Here is a 22,546-nt window from a genome sequence, read left to right on the forward strand (position 1 = left end):
AATTCATTCCCAACTTTCCTCTGTTTTTGGTGTTTTTCTCAAGGAATCATCCTTCCATGTTATATTTTCTCTCTGGACAATTAATCCACCCTGCTGTCAACTGGATTGGTGAGAGTTCTAGTTTAACAGGTACAGATGCGATCGCATTTCCGGGATTGGGTGCAGAAGATAGAAATCCTCAAAATCGCCAGTGGACAAAAGAAAAAAATGAGATAAAAACCTTCTATCACAGCCTCGCCTGTGTTTTAGAAAATCGTCGCCAAGATGCAGAACCAGAAGGTAAATTTTTCGCACTCAATGAGAAATTAAGTATTCCCGAATTAGTGAAACGTTTAGTCACACTACCAGAAATTGCTCACAAATTAGAGATGTCTAAACTAGAAAGCTTCAGCGAAATTTATCGAAGTCCCGAAGCCAAAAATGAGTCAGGAAAAGGACGCTGGACAGGTTGGTTTATGGGTGATGGAGATGAAGTCGGGAAACACCTAAAAGAACTGGCAAAAAAAGAAAATGGTGATGATGAAATTAAAAAGTTTAGTCAAGCGATGCGTCACTGGGGGAAAGAATTTAACAGAGACTTCCCCAAAGAAATCGGTCGAGTAGTATATGCCGGAGGAGACGACTTTTTAGGCGTAATTTATCGAGAAAAAGACCAAGAAGCGATTACAGCCAAGGAAGCATTTGCATGGTTAACCAAACTTCCCCAAGAATGGCAAAAGCATAAACAGCAAATAGGCTTAAGCGTCGGATTTGTTTGGGCAGGTTCTAGCGTTCCCCAAAGGGATATTTTACAACATTGTCGGGAAGCAGAAAAGCTAGCCAAATCATCAGGACGTGGACGAGTCACCATTAGAATAGTCTTTAATAGCGGTCAATATGTGCAGTGGACTTGTCCTTGGGATTATTTAGATATATTAACCAAATATCAAGACCGAGAACATAAATCAAATTGGAGTCATGTTTATCAAGATTTAGCTCAATTAGAATCCCGTCGTGCTTTTAATATTGACAAAAATACTTTTACATTTACAGAAAAATTCGTTATTGAATTCTTTAATATTTACTTTCCCGGCGAAGGTAAAGAATTTATAAATTATGAACGTGCTAAACATATTATCGGCTTTAGCGATGAAGATGAGAGTTTTGATAGAACAAAAACTACAATTGACTGGATTAGGAACTTAATTAAAGTAGGCTGGCATTTATGTTCAAATACCTAATCACTATTAAACCCTTGGGACTGATGTATGGGAGTGCAGGGGCATTTCTTTCACCATAAAATTTAGTTGGTCGTTCTGGTGCAAAATTTCCCCCAGAAGCCGCGACACTATCAGGCTTAATATTTAGCATTAACAAAACTACGGAAACATTTACTCAAAATGAATTGAATGCTAATCTATTTGTCGCCGGGCCTTTTTGGGCAAAACTCGAATCTAAGCAAAATTTCTATATTCCCATTCCTTGGAATAAAATAATTGCCAAAAAAGCAGTTGACGAATGGCAATTAAAGGATAGCAAATGGGAGTTAGAAAATAAGAGTGAGAAGCTAGAACCAGATTATCGTTGGCAAACTATAGATTCTTGGGTAACACCCACCAAAGCAATCAGAATTGATAAATATAAATCCGTTGCAGACCATCCTTGGAAATATGTTTCCTTCCTTCATCCCAAAATTAAACACTCAGAACGCTGTGTGCAAGACTCCAATGGACTATTTCTAGAAAACTCCGTTCAAATGTCCGAAGATACCTGTTTAGTTTATCTATCAACATATCCCATAGAAAACGGCTGGTATCGTTTTGGTGGTGAAAATCATCTTGTAGAAATCGAGTCAGAGGAAATAAAAAATAAGAAGTTTTTAAACCTATTGAACCAGCCAATTAAACGCACCTTTGCATTAGTTACACCAGGTATTTGGGGTTCTAATCGTTTCTCTAGTCGTCATCCCCAACATGAAAGCTTTCCCCAAACAATGGATATGCTAACTGATAAACCAGTACCTTACCGTTACCGCGCCAAAGGGAATTTAGGAAGAGGACGTTATGCAGTTCCATCTGGTAGTGTGTATGTGCTTACAGAACCTTTAAATAAAAGCTGGTGGGAATGGGACGAAGCTTGGTTTTATTGGTATGGCAATGAAGCAGGTTCAGAAAAATCAGAATTTAATAATGAGTCTATCATTAAATTTGAATATGCTTCTATTCTTTGGCTACCAGTCTTTTGTCCTGGTCAACCCATTGTTTGGATAAGTAGTCCGCGATTACTCCAACGCTACCAAAGAATTGTCGGTGATACTGTCAAATATGATGGTAAATCTCTGAAAGAAATAGATATACCCGACCCCTACACAGGGTCAAGAAATTTAAAGGGAAAACAATCTTTAGGTAGAAGAACTTTATTTTTCAACTTAGGATTTTTGACCATCAACAAAACTATAGACTTATCCCCTTGGTTCCCATCAGGAAAGGAAAAACCAGCAGTCATAGTAGACGATAGTGATATTTCCATGATTCATGACATGGCATTATATCGTCAAAGTCGCGTCCGATTAAAACCAGACCAAAAAGTAGTCGATGCTGGTGGTTTCTTTAACACCGAAGCCTTACCAGAAGGAACTATTTTAGTTTTCCCCATCGCTATGAAAGATGATAAATCAGGGAAACAATGGGAACCATTAAATGGTACTCAAAGCACAGATATTTATCTTGGTGGTTTAGAATCTATTGGCTTTGGTCACTGTAACTTAACTTTTAATGGGGTAGTAAATATATGACTTGGAAATCTTACGACTTAGACCAAGAAGCGCAACGCTTAGTCCTCAAACACCGCGACCAAAAAGATGTTATTGGTCAATCTCACAAAATGCGAATAACTGTAGCTTACGGCTTAGAGAGATTTTGGGGAGAACAATTACGACTTTTAGACAAAGAAAAAGCCAAAGGCGAATATTGGCGCGATACCTGGAAAAGCTTTGTCAAAATTATGCAACTGGCGGGAATTAAGCTTCCCCAAGAAGATGTTAGCAATAATAACACTGCCAAAATCCAAGAAGTTGCCGCTAAATTATGGGAACTTCCCATTGAAGACCAAAGAATTTGTTTAGCCGTTCTGACTCAATTCTGTGACAGCTTAGTTTGGTGGACTCAACGCTACAAAAAATCAGGAGTTGCAGATGATTAATAGTAACGAAGTCCCCTTAATGTTTCAAGCGCAAGTTTCAGGACGTGGACAAATTCAATATATCCGAAATCCCGAACAGTCTGAGAGATGGGTTGAGGAATGGGTAGATGGTTCTGCAATAGATGCTTACACATTTAGCAGCAAGATTAAAACAAAAGAATATAAAATTACTTGGCGCTTTATTTCTAATAGCGGACAAGATGAAGATATAATTCGGCCAGTCATCGCCGCTAAAGGATTTCCATTTTATCCCGGCGCAAGTATGAAAGGTGCTTTTTTACGGGCTTGTACCTCAGAACAGGGCGAAAGATATTGCGGTGGAAAACTAAATAGTAACGATACCCAACCGGGAAAACTCCGCTTTCATGGTGCTTATCCCAAAGATGCAACCTGGAGTGAAGAAGCATTAATTGATGTAGTTCATCCTCAACAAGATTGGCAAATTAAAAATAATAATAGTCACGCAGCTTTTATTCAAATATCTCTTTATCAACCCACCTTAGTATTTGGCATTTCTAGCACTGAAACACTAGCAGCCGATGAATGGGAAACTATCTGGAATATTTGGGATAAAGCGATACAAAAAGGTATTGGTTCTAGAGTTAGTGCTGGTTACGGTCAACCCATAAATCATCCCGAAAACAAATTAGTAACTGTTAACCTGCGTGGACAAGGACTAGCATCACAATTAATCGATAAAACAGGTGAATTTCGACCCAATATTTTTAAAGCTGCTTTACGTGGTCATACCCTACGGTTATTTAGTAGTATCACAGATGAAAATACAGCCGAAGAATTAACCAGAGAATTATGGGGAGGGTTTGCTGATAAAAATAGTGCTGTTGTCGGACAGTTAGGAATTGCTTTTAATGCTGTTGATTTAGAGATGGGTGAATATCGGTATAACAATGTAACTATGCCTACTTATGAATTAAGTGTGGGAACTCTAAATATTCTCTGTATGGGTGCATCCTCAGCAGAGTATAAAAAAGAATTAAAGAACTTAGCTACAAAAATTTTAAAATTTTCTATGCTGCTTGGTGGTTTTGGCAAATCTTGGCGACGTGTTGACCACCGCATCTTTTTTCCAGAGTATTTAAATGGTAAACCAATGATAGGTTCTCATTGGGAATTCCCTAAACAATCAAATAAATACTACTTTCCAGTAAATAACATTAACCATATTACGAATATCCTCAATGATATCAAACAAACTGTAAACAACTGGCTGCAATTAAAAGGTAAAACACCAACTACTCAAGTAAGTTACTGGCGTGAAACATTCCATCCTCAAAAAGTGCAAGTCTGGGGACGCATTGCAGTAGATGAAGTTGATAGTTTAGCTGTGAGATGGTTTCACGCTAATTACCAAGGAAGCCAATCAATTAAAGGTTCAAGTCTCACAGGTAGGATGGGTCAAATTGGTAGAATTTGGCATCGAATGTACCCGCACTACAAAATAAGAGATGGGGAAATGATACGTCAGGGAAGAAAATATGTAGAGTTACTAACGATTTTCCCGGATAAGAAAGATCAGAGAACCCAAGAATTTTTGACTTTCTTACCAACTAGCGATTTTATCAAACTTTGGGGGGAATAAATATGAGTATTTGGATTTTGACAACAGGTAATAGTGATATTATCCCCAAGCATGATAGAAATTGGAGCAATTTTTATGGTGAAGGAAGTAGTGATTTGGAATGTTCAGGCTTTTCATTTATTGCAAAAATTAATCCCCTTGACAGTAGTGCTGGACATATAGCAGCCGCTAGGGTCTTAGGTCTTGTATATGCCAACAAACCTGATTATTATGAGTCTGATTTAAAATTTCCACTCCTGAACACTTATCACCAATATTTTGTAGAGAAAAACATCAAGCTAGAAAGAATTATAATTCTACTTACAGACCAATCTCAAATATTCAATCAAGACAAAATAATTTATGAAAAATGTCCCTATTGGCAAGATACTTGTACACTTAAACCTTTGTTAGAGTGGTATTTTCAAGATAAGTTTGACTATCAGCCAGAATTCTTATATTTAACACCAACAAAAATAGGTAAAGGTATAGATAATTGGAATGAAACCCTTTCGCTAGTAGAAAAAACCTTATGCCAGTTAGACGATAATCCACTAAAAACGGTATATGTCAGTCATCAAGCCGGAACACCTGCGATATCTTCGGCTGTGCAATTTATTAGCTTAGGTAGATTTAAAAATGTTAAGTTTTTAGTCAGTAATGAATATTTTGATGAAAATTATGATCAGCAATCAATATCTGAAGATATCGACAGTTCTAACTATTGGCGTGGCATGCAGATTCAAAAAGCAAAGCAGCTAATCATTAAAGGATTACCGGCTGCGGCTAAGGAAATATTGACAGGAATAGCTAATCAACAAACAATAGAAAAAATAAATAAGATAGTTGATTTATTTAATATCAATAATTCTCTAGTCTCAGGTCAAGAGTTTGAAGTTAAAGCGTCTATTGATAGAATAGTTACTGCTCTTGATTTAGTTGAAATCTTTTTTAAACAAGAAAATTATATTCAGGGAATAGCTATTCTAAATGCTACTCAAGAGACATTTTTAAAAGCTGCGATTATTTCCCAAACTAAAAAGATTAATGATTATCCTATACAATTATCAAATATCGTCGGTTGGGACAAGCATGGTTTATTTCTTAAATCTCAAAACACTATCAACAACTTACTCAATCTGCAAAACACATTGGAAATTTTAAATCAATTAAAATTTCCTAATTCTATTATCGGTGATTTTAATTCTAAATTCTGGGAAGAATATCAGAATCAAAAACATAGGATTTTTAAATTAAATAATAGCACACAGTTACAATGGCTATGTGAACTCAGACAGGATTTTAAAGCGTGGGAACTTTTGGAATGGTCATGTCAATATAAGAGAGAAGAAGATGACCTTCGCAACCAATTGTTACATAACTTATTAGGTGTAAATCAGCAAGAAGTACGTAATTATTTATTAGGATATAATAAGGATTCCCTGAAACGGTTTTTAGGAAACATTAAGCAGTTAAGTAATGATTCTGAACAGATAATTAATCAAGCTTATGAAGCTTATCGCCAAGATATAAAATCACCTTTTTTCAAAGCTTTAAAGCTCTTTGGACTGTGGAGACAAGAAACAGATGATAATAAATTAGAGATGAAACTTCAAGAAATAGCTGATTCTCTGATTTGATTGCTGAGAGGATGTCTAAAAAGCGACATCTGCTTACTTTGTAGAAGCGGCGCTGGTTTCTTAGAGGAATTCAAACAGAATCAGGATCTACACCGAGCGATCGCAACCTTTCTGCTAATAATTGGGCGCGTTGTTGGGCAATTTTTGCCTGTTCTTCTGGTGTTAAAAGCCTTTCCCCTTGCTGGTTATACCAATATAACCACTCGCGCGGAATGCCTAAATAAGTTCCCCGTTCCATGCCTATTCCTAAACCAATCTCTGGTAGCAAAACGGGATTTTCATCTTGTAATTGATAGAGATTATTAACCAATTTGTAAACTTCTAATCTGGCTTTGCGGCGACGAGTCGGGTTGTAGACTACATAATATAAAATCCCTAACTTTGCATACTCTTGCTTCTTAGTGGAGTATTCACCGCGATATTTTCTAGATACCACTTCCAGCGCTAATATTGGGACTCTCCTCTCTTCCCAAAGCACATAACTGGGGCGGAGGTTTTCATCATAAAATCGCTCAACGCCCAGACTCAAAAATCCATCTGGTACTATCGGCGGTAAGTCTGGGTGATAATAAATACCCATATCAACGCCAAAAAACCAATCCATCCGTTCTGCCCAAGCCATAGCCAATATAGCTTTGAGTAAACCGGGAATCAAATCTTGTAATTCATTATCGACAGGAGTATCGTCAGAGTCTGGTAGCTCCTCAGAAGAGGGCAAGCAACCTAATGGATCGTACTCTAACATGATGATTTACCGATTCTCTGAATAATTCGATCATAATGCGATGTTCAACTTTTTCTGACTTCTCCCTTTTAGACTACGGTGGTGTACACAAGTCTCTCTTGAGGCAATTTACGGTTTATCGAATAGGCCAAAGAAACCTCACCCTGGTTTTACGTAGTAAAACCTGTCCCTCTCCTTAGTAAGGAGAGGGATTAAAGTCAGGACAGGGTGAGGTTTTTGTTTTGGGTAATTCTCGGTGCTTATTAAGACTCAATATTGAGATCCGATCCAAGGGTGAGGGACATTATACATCATAAATTTTTGTTGCTAATAGTACGGTCTATCCCTAGCGTAAAGTGGACAATTTGACAATCTTTAATACTCAAACTACTTGGCGTATAGTCATAATCTGTCCGCACGCAACCAGAACGCAAGACACCTAATATATGGTTCGAGAACTCGAAAGAAAACGCCAGAGTGCAAAGTTTCCCGAAACTGCACCGGCTGCTAATCCCGTATTTTTTAGAACCTATAGCCGCCGGACAAAGGCGGGACTAAGGGAAACATGGGATGAGGTGTGCGATCGCACTCTACTCGGCTTAATCAAGCTGGGGAAGCTAACTCAAGAAGAAGCTGCCATACTCGATCAGATGCAGCGCAACTTGAAAGCTATGCCCAGTGGACGCTGGCTATGGGTTGGTGGTACAGACTGGATCACCAAGCCAAAGAACTTTTCCGGGGCTTATAATTGCACCTCTACCAATCTCGAAGACTGGAGTGCCTTCGGATTAATGATGGATTTGGCAATGATGGGCTGTGGCACCGGAGCTGTCCTAGAACCACAATTTATTAACCAGTTACCTCCCATCCGTAATCAACTGAATGTCACTGTACAAGGTGAAATTGGCAGCACTGCTCAACAAGATCGGCGTGAATATACTGAAACTCATATAGAAGGCAACAGCGTCACTATTCACGTTGGAGATAGCCGTGAAGGTTGGGTTGAATCATATCAAACCCTATTGGAACTCTCCACTAATGAACAGTTTTCAACCGCAGTTGAAGTATTAGTTGATATCAGCGATGTCCGAAAATCCGGAGAAACTCTTAACGGCTTTGGAGGAGTTGCTAATCCTGTAAAATTACCTGGACTTTATCAGCGTTGTGCATCTATTCTGAATAAAGCTAGAGGACGGCAATTAAATTCAGTTGAATGCTGTTTGTTAATCGATCAAGCTGCTGTCACAATTGTTGCCGGCAATATTCGAAGAAGTGCGGGGATGCGTCAGTTTGATTCTGGCGATCGCCTAGCAGCCACCGCCAAAGATAATTTATGGCAGCAGGATGAAAATGGCAACTGGCGAATTGATCCAGAGCGCGATGCACTCAGGATGGCCAATCACACCAGAGTTTTTCACCGCAAGCCAACCTTAGAAGAATGTCTTGATGCTGTTCGCAAACAGTATTATAGCGGCGAGGGAGCGATTCAATGGGCTGGTGAAGCTGTAGCGCGATCGAACATTGATTTGCTGCCAACACAAGCTTTGAAAGTTGAGTTTTTGCAAGCTTATGAACAAGGAACAGCAAAGCAGTGGTTAGAAGAACGCTATTCAAATCTTGATGCTAATGAGCTAGAACATCGTTTAGCTCGCTATGGGCTAAATCCGTGTGGTAAGTGATTTTGCCTCACGTTAAAAACCTCGCAAAAACGGGGAAAGCTGAGATGCTAATCCCGTGGTAATCAAAGGAATTAAAAAGTCTTTGACACCGTACAGCGTAGAGAGTGGAACTAGATGACATCAGAAATTTGTGTCTAGAATATAATCTCTCCAAGAGTGCGGGGGTGGATGTGAAAAAAACTTTTATTATCTGAAGTCACATCTGCAAAAGGTACGCGGAGCTACTGCGAATAATCAAGCAGTAGAACTAGGGGATAAAAAGCCTCTAGGGTAACAAATATGGAAATCATCGGTAGTAACTTCCACTGCAATTTGTCTGAGGTTCACCTTAATCAAATCGACCCATATAACTACAAGGAACAAGAAGAAGCTTTCACTGCTGGGGCGCTATCTGTAGCAGCACTTTTAAATCACAAATTCTTGGAACCACGCTATCAATACAGCCGTGAATTAGACCCGATTGTAGGAGTTTCTTTTACAGGTTTATTTGATTTCTTTGTCCATGCTTTTGGTGTTGATTGGCTGCGTTGGTGGGAAGCAGGAAGACCTGCAACTCCACAAGGATTAGCTTTCAAGCGTGAGGAAGAAAAATATCTAAGTTCCTGGAAAGATATTGTACATCGGGTGGTTTGGGATTATTGCGATCGCCACAATCTCAAACGTCCAAATCGCTGTACCACAGTTCAACCCAGTGGCACCAAGGCTTTATTAACTAATGCTAGTTCAGGATGGCATCCCCCGAAAGCCCAAAGATTTATTCGCCGCATCACCTTCGGCAAAAATGACCCAGTAGCCTTAGCTTGTATTGACTATGGTTACAACGTCATTCCCTCTCAATCTGACAAAGATGAACAGGGTAATTTGCTCAACGATCCCTTTGATTCACGGGTGAGTGAGTGGTTAGTAGAAATTCCTGTTTCTGTATCTTGGGCTGATTTACCAGGGGCTGATGAAATTGATGTTTCTAAGTTTTCAGTTTTAGCCCAATTTGATTTTGTCCTCCAGGTTCAACGTTGGTATGTGACTCACAACACATCAGCTACTTTGGAACTTCGCTCTGATGAAATCGAACCTTTGGCAGAGCGTATCTACGAAACTATCCAGAATGATCAAGGATATATTTCAGCCGCTCTTTTAGCCCGTTTTGATGACTTGCAATCATTCCCACGTTTGCCATTTGAACCAATAGACAAATCAACCTACGATCGCTTGAATCAAGAGGTGAAAGCACGGCGCAAAACAGATGATTTCTGTGCAGTCTTAAGCCGCTACGATTCAGGCGAAATGGCAGAGGCTGGACCTAGTGGTTGTGACTCTGATAAGTGTATGTTTCCCGATCAGCAACCAAGCTCATAAGGTGAAATGACTATCAACTTCGGGTAGGCACTATTTATCTATTACAATAAAAAGCAGTGGTTTAATATGACATTAAACCACTGCTTTTTAGATCAACTCAAAACACAAAAATACTTACAGCTATTTTCAGGGAAATACAGCACGCTGCCATTTTCTCGGTGCAAAATTAGACCTGAGTTCCTATAGCTAGCCGTATTCCCCAGAATAAGATTAAAGTTCCAATAGCAAGCCAGTCACGTCCTTTTAATCGTAAGTCATGCCATTGCACTCGATGCTCATTGGGACTGGTAAAACCTCGCACCATCATTGCATTCGCCATTTGATCAGCTCGTAAGAGCAGATTTTCTAACAGTCTCTCTGCGACTGTCATCCAAACTTTGAATCCTCCTTTTAATCCCAGCTTTTTCCAATTAATTGCCCTTGTCATCACCGAGCGAAATAAATTTTGCACTTCTTCTAAAACCAGGGGAATAAAGCGCAAGGACAAGGTTAAAGTTAAAGTAATTTCTGTGACAGGCAACTTGAAGCGTCGCAGAGGTTGCATTAAGCTTTCTATGCCAGATGTAATTTCTTCTGGTGCGGTTGTCAGCAGATACAGGTTGGTACTGTAAATCACGGTAAATATAAGTGTACTCAAGCGTACTGCTAAACTCAAGGAATAGCGAGTCACTTTGACTGGACCTTTGTGAAATAATATGTAGCTGTATTTTTTTTTCTCAACTACTTGTTCTTGAACAAGATTATTGGAGTTTGATAGCTGGGTTAATATTTTTTCATTAGCTGGCAGGCGTGACTGATAATCTATACCCATTCCATCAGGACTAATGGCTGCGATCGCTAAGACAAAAAACGATAGGATTAATAGCCAACCCATTTGCTGCCGCCATACTCGTCGGGGGATTCTAGCAATCAAGGTGGCAATAATTAATAATACCACCAGCAGTACCCGCCAAAAGTTATTCGCCAAAATATAGCTTGTTAAAAAGCTCATCAACCAGGCGAACTTGACTCGCGGATCGATTTTATGCAGCCAAGTTTGGGGTTGTTCTAAATAAAGTCCAAGTGGCAGCGATCGCAATAAATCCATTTTAGAGTTAGGAGTGAGTAATGAGGAGTTAGGAGTTTTGACTTTAACTCATAACTCTTGTACAGACACAATTAATCGCATCTCTCTTGTACAGACGCGATTCATCGCGTCTCCTAACTTATTTTGACGCGAGTTGCTCTATTAACATTACCACTTTCGACATCCCGGACTTTCTTACTCCGCCACAGTAAAATAATTGGTGTGCCTTTAAATCCTAGCTGTTGCCGGAATTGGCGTTCAATGTAGCGGCGGTAGTTGTCGTTAAAGCGTTTGGAATCATTCACAAATAGGGCGATCGTTGGTGGTTGGCTACTTACTTGTGTACCATAATAAATCTTGCCCTGACGCCCACCACGAGATGCTGGCGGTGAATGCCAACTGACGGCATCTGTTAAGACTTCGTTAATAACTGATGTGCTGACACGGCGTTTGTGTGATTCAGCCGCCGTCTTCACCAATTCTAGAATCTTTTCTACCCGTTGTCCTGACAAGGCACTGACAAAAATTGTTTCTGCCCATTCGGTAAAATGCAACCGTGATTGCAGAGTTTTTTCGTAGTCGTAGATTGTATAAGAGTCTTTTTCAACGACATCCCACTTATTAACGACCATAATGCAAGCTCGACCTTCTTCGACAATCCGCCCAGCTAATTTTTGGTCTTGCTCAGTGACTCCATCTACGGCATCTAGTACTAATAAAACCACGTCAGCGCGGCGAATCGCTTTGAAAGCACGGTTAATACTAAAGAATTCTGTGCCGTATTCTATGTGTTTCTTTTTGCGAATACCGGCGGTGTCAATCAAGCGGTAACTTTGTCCGTCTCGCTCAATGACAGTATCAATAGCATCGCGGGTGGTGCCGGATATTGGGCTGACAATTGCCCTCTCTTCCCCGACAAAAGAATTGAGTAAGCTCGATTTGCCCACATTTGGGCGTCCCACAATTGCTACTTTGATTTCATTAGTTTCCGGCATGTCTTCAACAGCCGGTATGTGATTAACTAACTCGTCGAGTAACTCTCCTGTGCCACTGCCATGAATCGCGGAAATGGCGTAAGGCTCGCCCAATCCCAATTCCCAAAACTCGGCAGCTTGCATTAAGCCTTGTTCTGGAGATTCACATTTATTTACAGCTAGTAGCACAGGTGCGCGTTGTTGGCGCATCCATTCGGCAATTTCTTGGTCTGCCGATGTGGGGCCTGTTTGACCATCTACTACAAAAATAGCGGCACAGGCTTCTGCAAGCGCTGTCATTGCCTGTTGGCGAATTAGTGGTAAAAATTCGGTATCATCATTAAAGACTAAACCACCAGTGTCTACAACTAAAAATTCCCGACCATTCCAGAAAGCTGGCAGATAAGTGCGATCGCGTGTCACTCCCGGTTCATCATGGACAATCGCCGTTTGTTCCCCGGCGAGTCGATTAACCAGGGTGGATTTGCCCACATTTGGGCGTCCGATAATTGCAACAATTGGCAGTGCCATAAAACCAGGGTAAGTGAGAGCCGTAGTATATCACGTACTTACATTTTACTCACTTTAAACTGGAAGTTTTAATTTAATTTTTCAAGTATTTATAGCAGTCGCCAAAGCCGTTAAGACAAGTTGGCGGTAGACGCCCTCAACAGGATACATTGTGAATTTATCGTTGTCCTAAGCTTCCTGTCCGTTGCTATAGCTTGCCAATATACGTCATTCAGAACAGAGGTTTAAAAAATAAAAAAGGTAGGAAATCCTACCTTTTACCCAAAAAAAGCATTTTGTAACCAAATACCAATTTAAATATCACACAAGCTTTTGACGAATCTATTGCAAAACTATGACGAGTGTATGACACTTAATTTGTAATTGACTTCGCTATTCCTCCCAGTTGCAACCCAGGCGGATAGCTACCTTCTTCTTTGATCCGCTTAATTTCTGCATCCGTTATTCGCAAATTTAACTTCTGTGCTAACGATCGCACAATATCTCCCCGATCAATTACACCAGCTACAGCACCAGCCGGAGAAAGCACGGTAATTCGAGCTAACTGCTCATTTTCCAGCTTGTTAATCACCTCAGCTACAGATGTTGATTCAGTAACGGTAGGTATTTCTGTCAGGGGACGCGCAATGCTGTGTACGGTTTGGGTTTCCCATTCACTTCTTTGGGTTAAACGAAAATCGTCAATGGAAACTAGACCCCGATAACGTCCATCAGATGCAGCAAAATAAACCTGTGAGGGAGCGGTTTCCAATAAGTATAAATCGGCAAAGGAGCGCAATGTCTGGTCAGCATCAATTACCCGAAACTCACGAGTCATCGCATCAGCCGCCACCACTTTGAGTAGGCTTTCTTGCAATGTAGTCACGTTGTCATAGCTGCTGGCGTTGCGGACAGCAAACCAACCTAACAGCGCCATCCACAAACCAACTACTAACTCTCTAGTCACAAAATCTACAACAAATCCTAAGGCGATCGCACCATAACCCAATATTTGCCCAGCCTTTGCAGCCCAGTGTACGGCTTTAAAGCGATTACCTGTTATTTGCCATAGTGCTGCTTTTAACACTTGTCCTCCATCTAGAGGTAAGCCGGGAATCATGTTAAATAGAGCCACCACCAAGTTAATTCTCGCCAAATCTCCAACCATGATACTGAGTGGATTCGTATTAGGTATCACAGTAGCTGCCAGCCGGAGCAGCAAAAATAGTGCGATACTCACCACAGGCCCAGCGATCGCTACTTGAAAGGCTTTCAAAGGAGTTTTAGATTCTTCTTCAATAGCAGCAATCCCGCCAAACAGGAATAAGGTAATTGAATTAACTTTAATGCCTTGCGATCGGGCTACCAAGCTATGACCCAACTCATGTAACAACACCGAACCAAATAGCAGCAGTGCCATAACTATTCCAGCACTCCAAGCTATAACAGTTCCCCATTCTTGATAAGCTACCCCAAAGTTGAGAGTTGCCAACCCTAAAATCACAAACCATAACGGGTCTAAAAATAGGGGAATTCCAAATAAAGACCCAATTTTCCAATTTGTTTGCATTATATTGTCCTAAAACTAGATATCGCCAGTAGTTTTTATACTGTAATAATTGCGAATATACTTATACATATATTTCTGAACATCAATTGCTCTTATTTCTAGAATAGACAATTAATGCCTGTGAGCAAAACTCTGGAGTGGGGCATTGGGGAGCCAGCGCCGTGGGCGGGTTTCCCGACTTGAGGCGACTGGCGTCATGGGGCATAAGTTATTTCTTCCCTACCCCCGTGCCCAAAATCGTTTTTAGGAGTTTTGTATTGATCGTGGCGTTACAACCAACGCCACTGTCATCGCAAAACTACAGACGACCGATGTTAGTCAGTCCTAAAACGATGCCAACGCCAATAATATGACCAAAAGCCATCGCAGCAACGAATGTTGGAATACTAATCGGCAGGATAGGGAACTTGGGGCCAACTAAGGGTTTTTCAATCTTAGTACTTAGCAAAACCACTACTAAGCTGCTGACGCTGATGATGATCGCCACTGTGGGATTCCACGCAGGTGTTGCAGGAACAGATGCAGCGACTGCTAGTAAAATAGAGGAAATCAAGCTTTTGTCTCCTAAATAGAAAAGTTAATCTAGACCTACAAGATTATAAAATTACAAGGCCGCAAAAGTTTTTTAGATAGTTTAGACTTTTGTGATGATTATTTTAAATTTGTCAGATTTTCATGCGCGTTAAAATTTGCGGCATCACTCAACCACAGCAGTCTATAGCGATCGCCTCTCTGGGCGCAACGGCACTAGGATTTATTTGTGTGCCAACCTCACCTCGCTACGTAACTACATCGCAAATTCGGGCAGCAGTGGCACAACTCCCGGCAAATATTGACACAATTGGTGTTTTTGCCAACGCTAGTATCCCCGAAATCAGTCAGATAGTAGGTGATTCTGGGTTGACTGGTGTCCAGTTACACGGAGATGAATTACCAAGTTTTTGCTGCAAGTTACGTGAAGCTTTACCTAATGCCGAAATTATTAAAGCACTGAGAATTCGTAGTCTTGAGCATCTTGAGACAGCGATTGATTACATTAAATACATAGATACTTTACTACTTGATGCCTACCATGCCCAACAACTTGGTGGTACAGGCAAAACCTTAGATTGGAGAATGCTAGAGCAATTTAACCCCACTTGCCCTTGGTTTTTAGCTGGAGGATTAACAGCAGATAATATTGTGGAAGCTTTAAGTCAGGTTAGTCCTAGCGGCATTGATTTATCTAGTGGTGTGGAACGTTCACCTGGAGATAAGGATTTAGATAAGGTAGCCAAGTTGTTTGAGAAATTAAGCAGTAGGGAGTGGGAGAGACGTGATTAATCGCGTCTGTACGGGAGTGGGGAGTAGGGAGTAAACAAATAATTATTATTCCCCCTCATCCCCCTTATTCCCCTACTCCCTATTCCTCATTCCCACTCCCCACTCCCCATTCCTTAAAAAAATGCTGATTGGTGGCGAATCAAGTTAAAAAATTCTTCGCGCGTTTTGTGTTCCTCTTGGAACACACCAACCATTGCGCTAGTGACAGTCCAAGAACCTGGTTTCTGGACGCCTCGCATCACCATGCACATATGGCTAGCTTCCATCACTACTGCGACACCTTGAGGTTCCAGAATGGTCTGAACTGCTTCGGCAATTTGACGGGTTAACCTCTCCTGCACTTGTAAACGACGGGAATACATCTCAACAATGCGGGCTAGCTTACTCAGTCCCACAACTTTTTGGTTGGGGATATAAGCAACGTGCGCTCTACCCATAAATGGCAGCATATGATGTTCGCACAGACTAAAGAAATTAATATCCCTAACTAGTACCATTTCGCTATGCCCTTCATCAAAGATGGCATCGTTAACGAGTTCTTCAAGGGATTGGTTGTAGCCACTGGTAAGAAACCGCATTGCCTCGGCCACTCGCTTGGGTGTTTTGAGGAGTCCTTCGCGTTCGGGGTCTTCGCCAACTCCCAATATTAGTGTCCGCACGGCGTCCTTCATTTCCTCCATCTGTTCCTCTGTTGGCGGAGACACATCCGCTTGTCGCCCGTTATGAGTATTGCGATCGGGTCTAGGAGTTATGGCTTCTGCCAAGTCGGGAATCAGAGGCGATTGAGAGCTATTGGAACCGTTTGAACTAGCGATAGTCATGATTCAGTCTTGATTATGGTTTAGTCATTAGTCATTAGTCATTAGTCATTAGTCATTTGCAAAAGACAAAGGACAAAGGACGAAGCACTAATTAGAGTGCGCCAGCACTGGGCATTAGGGTCAATTCATCAATAACTGCCTGTTGTGGTAACAGAACTGTGTAGAGAATTGACTGAGCCACAATTTCCGGGGTTAACATTTTGGAACGGTCTAAGTTTGCATGGACTGTTTCTGTGTCCCAAAGTTCGGTATTGACTGCGCCCGGACAGATAGCTGTGACACGAATGCCGTGGGTACGTTCTTCTTGTGCCAGGGTTTGAGAGAGGGCAATCAAACCAGCTTTGCTGACACTGTATGCTCCCCAACTGGGAAAGGGTTGCTTGGCCGCAATTGAGGCGACGTTGATAATTATGCCTGTGCCCCGATCGCGCATTGAAGGTAAAATCCCCACAATGCACTGAAACACGCTGCTAAGATTTAAGTCAATTACCTGCTGCCAGTCCTCTAGGGGAGTTTCGCTCAAAGTAGCTGTATAGGCTATGCCAGCATTGTTTACCAGAATGTCTATATCACCAAAGTCAAGGGCGATCGCTTGGATCTTTTCTTTTACTTGTGACAGGCGCGCTAAATCTACAGGGTAAGCTTTCGCTTCCACCCCAGTATGCTCGACTGCTTCTCTTACCGTTTCCAACTTATCCCCAGAACGGCTGACTAAGGCGACATCTATTCCGGCTTTGGCAAAGGCTAAAGCCGTTGCTTTCCCAATTCCACTACTTGCCCCAGTAATCAGGGCGCGTCGTTTTTGCTCAACACTCATAGTGTCTCCCAATTTTTTGGCAATTCCCAAAGTTTATTACCATCCAATTATTCACACTTCTGGGTTTGGATAGATTAAAGGAATCTAAAAATCTGATGATTTCCATTAAACAACTGCTATAATGCAGTGCAATAGTGGCTATGTTATGGGTTTTACCAGTGAAGACAAGAAATTATTGCCTGGAAAACCACGCCGTACACTCAAATTAGATTACGTGAAGTTCTCTAACCTGCAACGCTTACGGTTGGAGAGCTACTCAACATCATTGAACTCAGGGACGGTTTTATTCGTCTTTAGAGTTTCCCGTCTCAACCGCCGATACCAGGTTAGATATACCACAAAGGTATTCGGGACTAAACCCGATTATGGTCTTACTCACCGGAGCCACTGCGTTGCGGGGGTTCCCCGCGTTAAAGCAAGTGCCGTTCCACAGGTAGCCGCCCGTCTACCACAGGCAGTATGATTTTTACTGTTACAACACAGTTTGGTGTTTAGGTTACGACAATAGCCTGTCATAAAAAATACAAAACCCACTCAATCCAATTGAGTAGATTTACCAAATATGCAAATGCCTATGGCTAGATTGTTAAAAATCTTTAAGCACATAGGCAATTATAGCATTGCTGCTTTGCTAATCAATCTTTATGAAGTGCCGTTAGTAAGCAACTTCTGTAAAAACACCAATTTTGCGGAATTTTTCATAGCGCAGTTGGCGGCGTTCTGGAGCGGTCAAACGATTGAGTTCGTCCAAATTTTCTAGCAGCACTTGCTTGAGAGTGGTGGCGGCTTTTAATGGGTCAGAATGAGCGCCACCAGTGGGTTCTGGCAGTATTTGGTCGATAATTCCCAACTTTTTCAGATCGTGGGAAATAATTTTCAGAGCCACGGCGGCTTGGGGAGCCTTACCAGCATCTTTCCACAAAATGGCGGCACAGGCTTCGGGAGTGGCGACGGTATAAACGGAGTGTTCAAACATGAGTAGGCGATCGCCTACGCCAATACCGAGTGCGCCGCCGGAACCACCTTCACCAATGACTGTGCAGATAATTGGCACATCTAAGCAGAACATTTCTCGCAAGTTGTAGGCGATCGCTTCTCCTTGACCTTGATGTTCTGCTTCTACGCCAGACCAAGCTCCTGGCGTGTCGATAAAAGTTAGTATCGGCATACTAAACTTGTTAGCGTGTTCCATCAACCGCATTGCCTTGCGGTAGCCGCCAGGGTAAGGCATTCCAAAGTTACGGGCAATATTGTCTTTAGTATCACGACCTTTTTGATGACCCAACATCACCACAGGTTGCCCACTCAGACGACCAACACCACCAACTAAAGCCGGATCGTCACCACCAGTGCGATCGCCATGCAATTCCATCCATTCATCACTAATAGCCTGAATGTAATCGAGAGTACTGGGGCGACGCGGATGACGAGCGACTTGCAATCGCTGGGACGGGGATAGACTAGTGAAAATTTCCTCACGTAGTTGCATGGCGCGCGCTTCTAGTTGACGAATTTGACCAGAAACATCGACGCCATTTTCTTCTGCAAGTTGCCGAATTTGATCAATTCGGGTTGCGAGTTCTGCTAGGGGTTTTTCAAAATCTAACAGTAGCGGTTTACGCTCGGTAGTTGCCATCGTAGGGGTTATAAGTTACGAGTTATAGGTTTTTCAGAGTGGGGAGTGATGAGTTAGGAGTGAGGAATGAGGAGTTAGGAATTAGAAGATGTGGATTTATGAAAGTTATTAACTCTTAACTTTTAACTCCTGTACAGACGCGAGGAACATCGCGTCTCTAATTCCTAACTCTTTGTTAAACCAGCAGTGGTCTAAATCCATGTTTTACTGATACCCGACCAATCTGCTCCATTTTGTCTACGGTAATCTGATTCCGTCCCCACGAAAAGTTCGTGTATAACTTCTCAAATTCCAGCAGCATTGATTCGGCAAAACAAGCAAACAACTGGCGGGCTGGCACGTCCATATTGACGATTTTCATAATTTTCCAGTCAATATCCAGGGAATGCTCTACAATTCCACCATTTAACACGTGTACACCAGGATGCTGAACTTTCGTTGCTAAGTTTTTAGGATAGCCACCATCAATCAACAAACAGGGTTGTTTCAAAGTGGTGGCGTCAATTTCCACGCCTTTGGGCATACTGGCAACCCAAACTACAACATCAGCTAGGGGCAGTGCTTCTGTCAAACCCATGATTTTTCCCCGCCCCAGTTCGGCTTGCAACTCTTTGAGCCGTTCTTGATCACGAGCTATCAACAAAAGTTCTTTGACATCTGTTCTTGCATCTAGCCAGCGTGTAACTGCACTACCAATATCCCCAGTTGCGCCACATATAGCAACAGTCGCGTTTGATAGATCAATTCCCAGTTGTTTTGACGCTTCTTCCACCTGCTTACAAATAATGTAAGCAGTATGAGTATTTCCTGTGGTAAAGCGTTCAAACTCTAGTTTGATGTTGCGGACTTGGCTAAACTGCTCTAACTTAAAGTTTTCAAAAATAATTGAGGAAAATCCGCCTAAAGCTGTGATGTTAATACCGTGCTTCTGTGCATGGGCCATGGCGTTGAGGATTTTCCGCGTTGCGGCTTTAATGCGGCGACTAGCTAGCATCTCCGGCAAAAAGCAAGATTCTACATACCTTCCTTCAATTTGTTGCCCAGTTACACTGGTGACAATAATGGTATCGACAATTTGCGGCGGGGCGCTGCACCAAAAGTCTAGCCCTTGATCGGCATATTCTGGGTATCCCAATTCTTGAGCTACCGCTTGAGCGTGTTCTAAACTAGTCAGATGTCCAATTAGACCAAACATGTAGTGATTCTTAAGCTTATGCTGTCCTGAGCGCGTGGAATATGTAAGTGGTCTAGCAGTCCTGAGTCCTGAGTCCTGAGTTCTAAAGTTGAACTACTCAGCAACGCCAGTTGCTTCAAGTCGGGCTTTGCCGCTCAACGCACTGGCTCCTCAGCACTCGTTACTCAGCACTGTATTTAAGCGCCTATGAGTCCGTAGGCTGACAAGCGCATAATATCGCGGGTCGTAAAACCTATGTTACTTAATGCTTCACCGTATTGAATCATAAAGGCTTCTATCAAAGCATCTTTTTCCATTGCCATTGTGTGGGCATCCCCCTCTACTTGATTGAGCATTTTCCAGACAATGGGCAGGTTCTGGCGATTTGCAAGTTCAAGTTCAGCTTTGGATTCTGTAAAATGTTCTTTCAACCAAACTTCTCCAAAGTTGAGGTGGCTATATTCTTCTTTGACTACTCCCTCAGTGATTTTACGGGCAAAATCGTCGGCGACGTTGATATAATTTTCGTATGCTGCGATCGCAAAACATTCGATAATTAAAGATTGAATCAACAGACAAGTTACAATCTTGCCTTCCGCCGCCGCTATTTGGAAATTTTGGTGTAGTCCAGAGAAAAACTCCTTGGCAAATTGCAAATCTGGGGTTACTTGCAAATTGCGTCCACAAGCTTCAAATCCTTTCTTATGGCGACTTTCCATCTTGGATAGGCGAATCAATTCATCATGAGATTCCGGCAGCAGTTGGGCTAGTGTGATGTAATTTTCGTGGGCTTCTTGTTCCCCTTCAATTACGATCGCATTAATCCGGCTATAAGCATCTTTGTATGTTTCGCTCTTGAAATCTAATTCTTTAAATTGGTCTGCAAGCTGCTGCATGGTATGTTTACTCCTGTAAACTTGAATTAATTATTTGACACCACGATTCAATTTACCCTATGAACTGAGGGTAATAATCACTGTGCTTTAATTTTACTTAACAAGTAACTATGTTTATAGATTAACTGTTGCTGAGGGCGATGCTCTACTACTAGCGAAATAAATGCTTTGCAGCTCAATTTATGTCCAAACCGAACCCGAATCTGAAATCTGGCGATTTTTTGAGCCTAGTAGTCTTACTGCTAGGGGCATTGCTCGTTCTACTACCGTTGTTTGTAGTCTTTCTCACCTCCTTTGCACCAACCGCCGCCAGCCCAGAAAATTTGTCCAAAAATAACTGGTCTTTAGCTAATTACCGCCTTGCATGGCAACAGGGAAAATTTTTGCTGGCGTTTGCTAATTCTACCTTGGTAGCGATCGCTGTGACGGCGTTTCAGATTGTCACTTCCGCTTTAGCGGGTTACGCCCTCGCACGGCTGAAGTTTCGGGGACGTCAAGCCCTGCTATTAGTCGTTTTAGCAACTTTGGTGATTCCCTTTCAGTTATTAGTGATTCCCATATTTTTGGTTTTGAAGTGGGGACACTTGATAAATACCTATGGGGCGCTGATTTTACCCACTGCTGTCAACGGCTTTGGCATTTTCTTATTACGTCAGTATTTCCAGACAATTCCCGTCGAGTTAGAGGAAGCCGCCGCTATAGACGGGGCGAACCGACTGCAAATTTTGTGGCGAGTGATGTTACCTTTAGCCCGTCCCGCCTTAGTGACGCTGTTTTTGTTCACCTTCATCGGCGAATGGAATGATTTGTTTAAGCCTCTGGTATTTACGACACGACCGGAATTAAGGACGGTGCAGCTGGCGTTGGCAGAGTTTCAAGAGCAATTTACAAATAATTGGCCTTTGATGATGGCAGCAGTGACGATCGCTACAGTTCCAGTGATGGTATTATTTCTCATCGGTCAGCGTCAGTTTATTCAGGGTATTGCCACCACAGGGATTAAGAATTAGCCGGGAGGCTGGCGGTGAGTGGAAGCCAGCCTGAGATTGAAATCTCAGCATTTTGTGAAACTATCCGAAATTCTTCCTAGCCAAGCTGAATCCATAATTGTACACATTCTGTAGGAAATGCAAACAGTTATGAACCCTGAAACATTACAACAGTTACAAGACGAGATTCAACGGAAACTGCTTGAAAGCGTTAATAACGCTGACTTATACACAGTGCTTGAAAAGTACGGAGTATTAGAAGATCGAGCTTTGATAGTTCAGTGGCAGTGTAATCTTGACCTAAATAAAATTAAATCTGGTGATGCAGTTAATGAACAGCAACCGAATGAATTATTGCCTGCAACTCCAAAAGACACACAAGAGAGAATTGTGCTAATGCAAAATTCATGGTGTGTCCCTTGCCCTTCAAATCACAACCCTCTTGGCTGTAACTGCTAAATAATTTAGTCTTCGGACTGTAAGAAACCATTTATAAAGTAAATCTAAGGAAACCAACTTGGGTGCGCTGGTTTACCAGTTGCTACAACTCTTTTGACTAGAGCAACCCACTGGCTCCCCAAGAGTAATTTTATTTTTACTTTATAAATGACC

Annotated in this window: 20 protein-coding genes and 2 pseudogenes; 11 read left to right on the forward strand and 11 right to left on the reverse strand. The window is 41.8% G+C overall.

Going from position 1 to position 22,546, the window contains the following annotated elements:
* The 5 genes from V7K31_RS13035 to V7K31_RS13060 form a co-directional block, all read left to right on the forward strand.
* On the forward strand, positions 1-1,220 hold a 1,220-nt coding region (locus tag V7K31_RS13035), incomplete at its 5' end, for a Cas10/Cmr2 second palm domain-containing protein (protein ID WP_335094758.1).
* A gap of 164 nt (positions 1,221-1,384) precedes the next feature.
* Complete coding sequence (locus V7K31_RS31875; RefSeq protein ID WP_442941274.1) at positions 1,385-2,773, forward strand: RAMP superfamily CRISPR-associated protein; 1,389 nt, start codon at positions 1,385-1,387, stop codon at positions 2,771-2,773.
* The gene (locus V7K31_RS13050) at positions 2,770-3,180 is read left to right on the forward strand and encodes a hypothetical protein (RefSeq protein ID WP_335094759.1); all 411 of its coding nucleotides are present in this window, start codon (positions 2,770-2,772) and stop codon (positions 3,178-3,180) included. Before V7K31_RS31875 ends, V7K31_RS13050 begins: the two co-directional genes overlap by 4 nt.
* Entirely contained in the window at positions 3,173-4,780 is a 1,608-nt protein-coding gene (locus tag V7K31_RS13055) for a hypothetical protein (RefSeq protein ID WP_335094760.1), read from the forward strand. Before V7K31_RS13050 ends, V7K31_RS13055 begins: the two co-directional genes overlap by 8 nt.
* 2 nt (positions 4,781-4,782) lie before the next feature.
* Entirely contained in the window at positions 4,783-6,399 is a 1,617-nt protein-coding gene (locus V7K31_RS13060; protein WP_335094761.1) for a hypothetical protein, read from the forward strand.
* A 70-nt stretch (positions 6,400-6,469) separates the two neighbouring features.
* On the opposite strand, the gene V7K31_RS13065 is transcribed toward V7K31_RS13060, so the two are convergent.
* Positions 6,470-7,144: a Uma2 family endonuclease gene (locus V7K31_RS13065; RefSeq protein ID WP_335094762.1), complete on the reverse strand. Its 675-nt coding sequence runs from the start codon at positions 7,142-7,144 to the stop codon at positions 6,470-6,472.
* A 425-nt stretch (positions 7,145-7,569) separates the two neighbouring features.
* Here V7K31_RS13065 and nrdJ (V7K31_RS13070) point away from each other — a divergent pair.
* Positions 7,570-8,799, forward strand: a pseudogene (gene nrdJ, locus V7K31_RS13070) (ribonucleoside-triphosphate reductase, adenosylcobalamin-dependent); the annotation flags it as partial.
* A gap of 285 nt (positions 8,800-9,084) precedes the next feature.
* A pseudogene (nrdJ, locus tag V7K31_RS13075) lies at positions 9,085-10,158 on the forward strand (ribonucleoside-triphosphate reductase, adenosylcobalamin-dependent); the annotation flags it as partial.
* A gap of 166 nt (positions 10,159-10,324) precedes the next feature.
* On the opposite strand, the gene V7K31_RS13080 reads toward nrdJ (V7K31_RS13075), so the two are convergent.
* The 5 genes from V7K31_RS13080 to psaK all read right to left on the reverse strand — a co-directional run bounded on the left by V7K31_RS13080 (position 10,325) and on the right by psaK (position 14,831).
* Positions 10,325-11,245, reverse strand: coding sequence for an energy-coupling factor transporter transmembrane component T family protein (locus V7K31_RS13080; RefSeq protein ID WP_335094763.1), 921 nt, complete (start codon positions 11,243-11,245; stop codon positions 10,325-10,327).
* 113 nt (positions 11,246-11,358) lie between these two features.
* Entirely contained in the window at positions 11,359-12,729 is a 1,371-nt protein-coding gene (der, locus tag V7K31_RS13085) for a ribosome biogenesis GTPase Der (protein ID WP_335094764.1), read from the reverse strand.
* Between the two features lie 352 nt (positions 12,730-13,081).
* Positions 13,082-14,278, reverse strand: a complete 1,197-nt coding sequence (locus tag V7K31_RS13090; protein ID WP_335094765.1) for a site-2 protease family protein — start codon at positions 14,276-14,278, stop codon at positions 13,082-13,084.
* 82 nt (positions 14,279-14,360) lie between these two features.
* Entirely contained in the window at positions 14,361-14,483 is a 123-nt protein-coding gene (locus tag V7K31_RS13095; protein WP_335094766.1) for a hypothetical protein, read from the reverse strand.
* Between the two features lie 93 nt (positions 14,484-14,576).
* Positions 14,577-14,831, reverse strand: a complete 255-nt coding sequence (gene psaK, locus V7K31_RS13100; protein WP_334827706.1) for a photosystem I reaction center subunit PsaK — start codon at positions 14,829-14,831, stop codon at positions 14,577-14,579.
* A 122-nt stretch (positions 14,832-14,953) separates the two neighbouring features.
* On the opposite strand from psaK, the gene V7K31_RS13105 reads away from it, so the two are divergent.
* Positions 14,954-15,601 (forward strand): phosphoribosylanthranilate isomerase, encoded by a 648-nt coding sequence (locus tag V7K31_RS13105; RefSeq protein WP_335094767.1) that lies wholly within the window; start codon positions 14,954-14,956, stop codon positions 15,599-15,601.
* A gap of 113 nt (positions 15,602-15,714) precedes the next feature.
* Here V7K31_RS13105 and folE read toward each other — a convergent pair whose 3' ends face one another.
* Together folE and V7K31_RS13115 are read right to left on the reverse strand one after the other, a co-directional pair.
* Positions 15,715-16,422, reverse strand: coding sequence for a GTP cyclohydrolase I FolE (gene folE / locus V7K31_RS13110; RefSeq protein ID WP_335094768.1), 708 nt, complete (start codon positions 16,420-16,422; stop codon positions 15,715-15,717).
* A 91-nt stretch (positions 16,423-16,513) separates the two neighbouring features.
* Entirely contained in the window at positions 16,514-17,239 is a 726-nt protein-coding gene (locus tag V7K31_RS13115; protein ID WP_335094783.1) for an SDR family oxidoreductase, read from the reverse strand.
* Positions 17,240-17,360: 121 nt separating this feature from the next.
* On the opposite strand from V7K31_RS13115, the gene V7K31_RS13120 reads away from it, so the two are divergent.
* Entirely contained in the window at positions 17,361-17,702 is a 342-nt protein-coding gene (locus V7K31_RS13120) for a hypothetical protein (RefSeq protein ID WP_335094769.1), read from the forward strand.
* A gap of 192 nt (positions 17,703-17,894) precedes the next feature.
* Here V7K31_RS13120 and V7K31_RS13125 read toward each other — a convergent pair whose 3' ends face one another.
* The 3 genes from V7K31_RS13125 to V7K31_RS13135 form a co-directional block, all read right to left on the reverse strand.
* Entirely contained in the window at positions 17,895-18,875 is a 981-nt protein-coding gene (locus tag V7K31_RS13125; RefSeq protein WP_335094770.1) for an acetyl-CoA carboxylase carboxyltransferase subunit alpha, read from the reverse strand.
* A gap of 175 nt (positions 18,876-19,050) precedes the next feature.
* Positions 19,051-20,070, reverse strand: a complete 1,020-nt coding sequence (locus tag V7K31_RS13130; RefSeq protein ID WP_335094771.1) for a long-chain acyl-[acyl-carrier-protein] reductase — start codon at positions 20,068-20,070, stop codon at positions 19,051-19,053.
* 176 nt (positions 20,071-20,246) lie between these two features.
* A complete protein-coding gene (locus tag V7K31_RS13135; RefSeq protein ID WP_335094772.1) occupies positions 20,247-20,945 on the reverse strand; it encodes an aldehyde oxygenase (deformylating) in 699 nt (232 codons plus the stop codon).
* Between the two features lie 182 nt (positions 20,946-21,127).
* On the opposite strand from V7K31_RS13135, the gene V7K31_RS13140 reads away from it, so the two are divergent.
* Both V7K31_RS13140 and V7K31_RS13145 read left to right on the forward strand, forming a co-directional pair.
* Complete coding sequence (locus V7K31_RS13140) at positions 21,128-21,955, forward strand: carbohydrate ABC transporter permease (protein WP_335094773.1); 828 nt, start codon at positions 21,128-21,130, stop codon at positions 21,953-21,955.
* 129 nt (positions 21,956-22,084) lie between these two features.
* Positions 22,085-22,393, forward strand: a complete 309-nt coding sequence (locus V7K31_RS13145; RefSeq protein WP_335094774.1) for a hypothetical protein — start codon at positions 22,085-22,087, stop codon at positions 22,391-22,393.
* Positions 22,394-22,546 lie beyond the last annotated feature (153 nt).

Origin of the sequence: Nostoc sp., from assembly GCF_036917675.1 — a bacterium.
In the GTDB taxonomy this organism is placed as follows: Bacteria; Cyanobacteriota; Cyanobacteriia; order Cyanobacteriales; family Nostocaceae; genus Nostoc.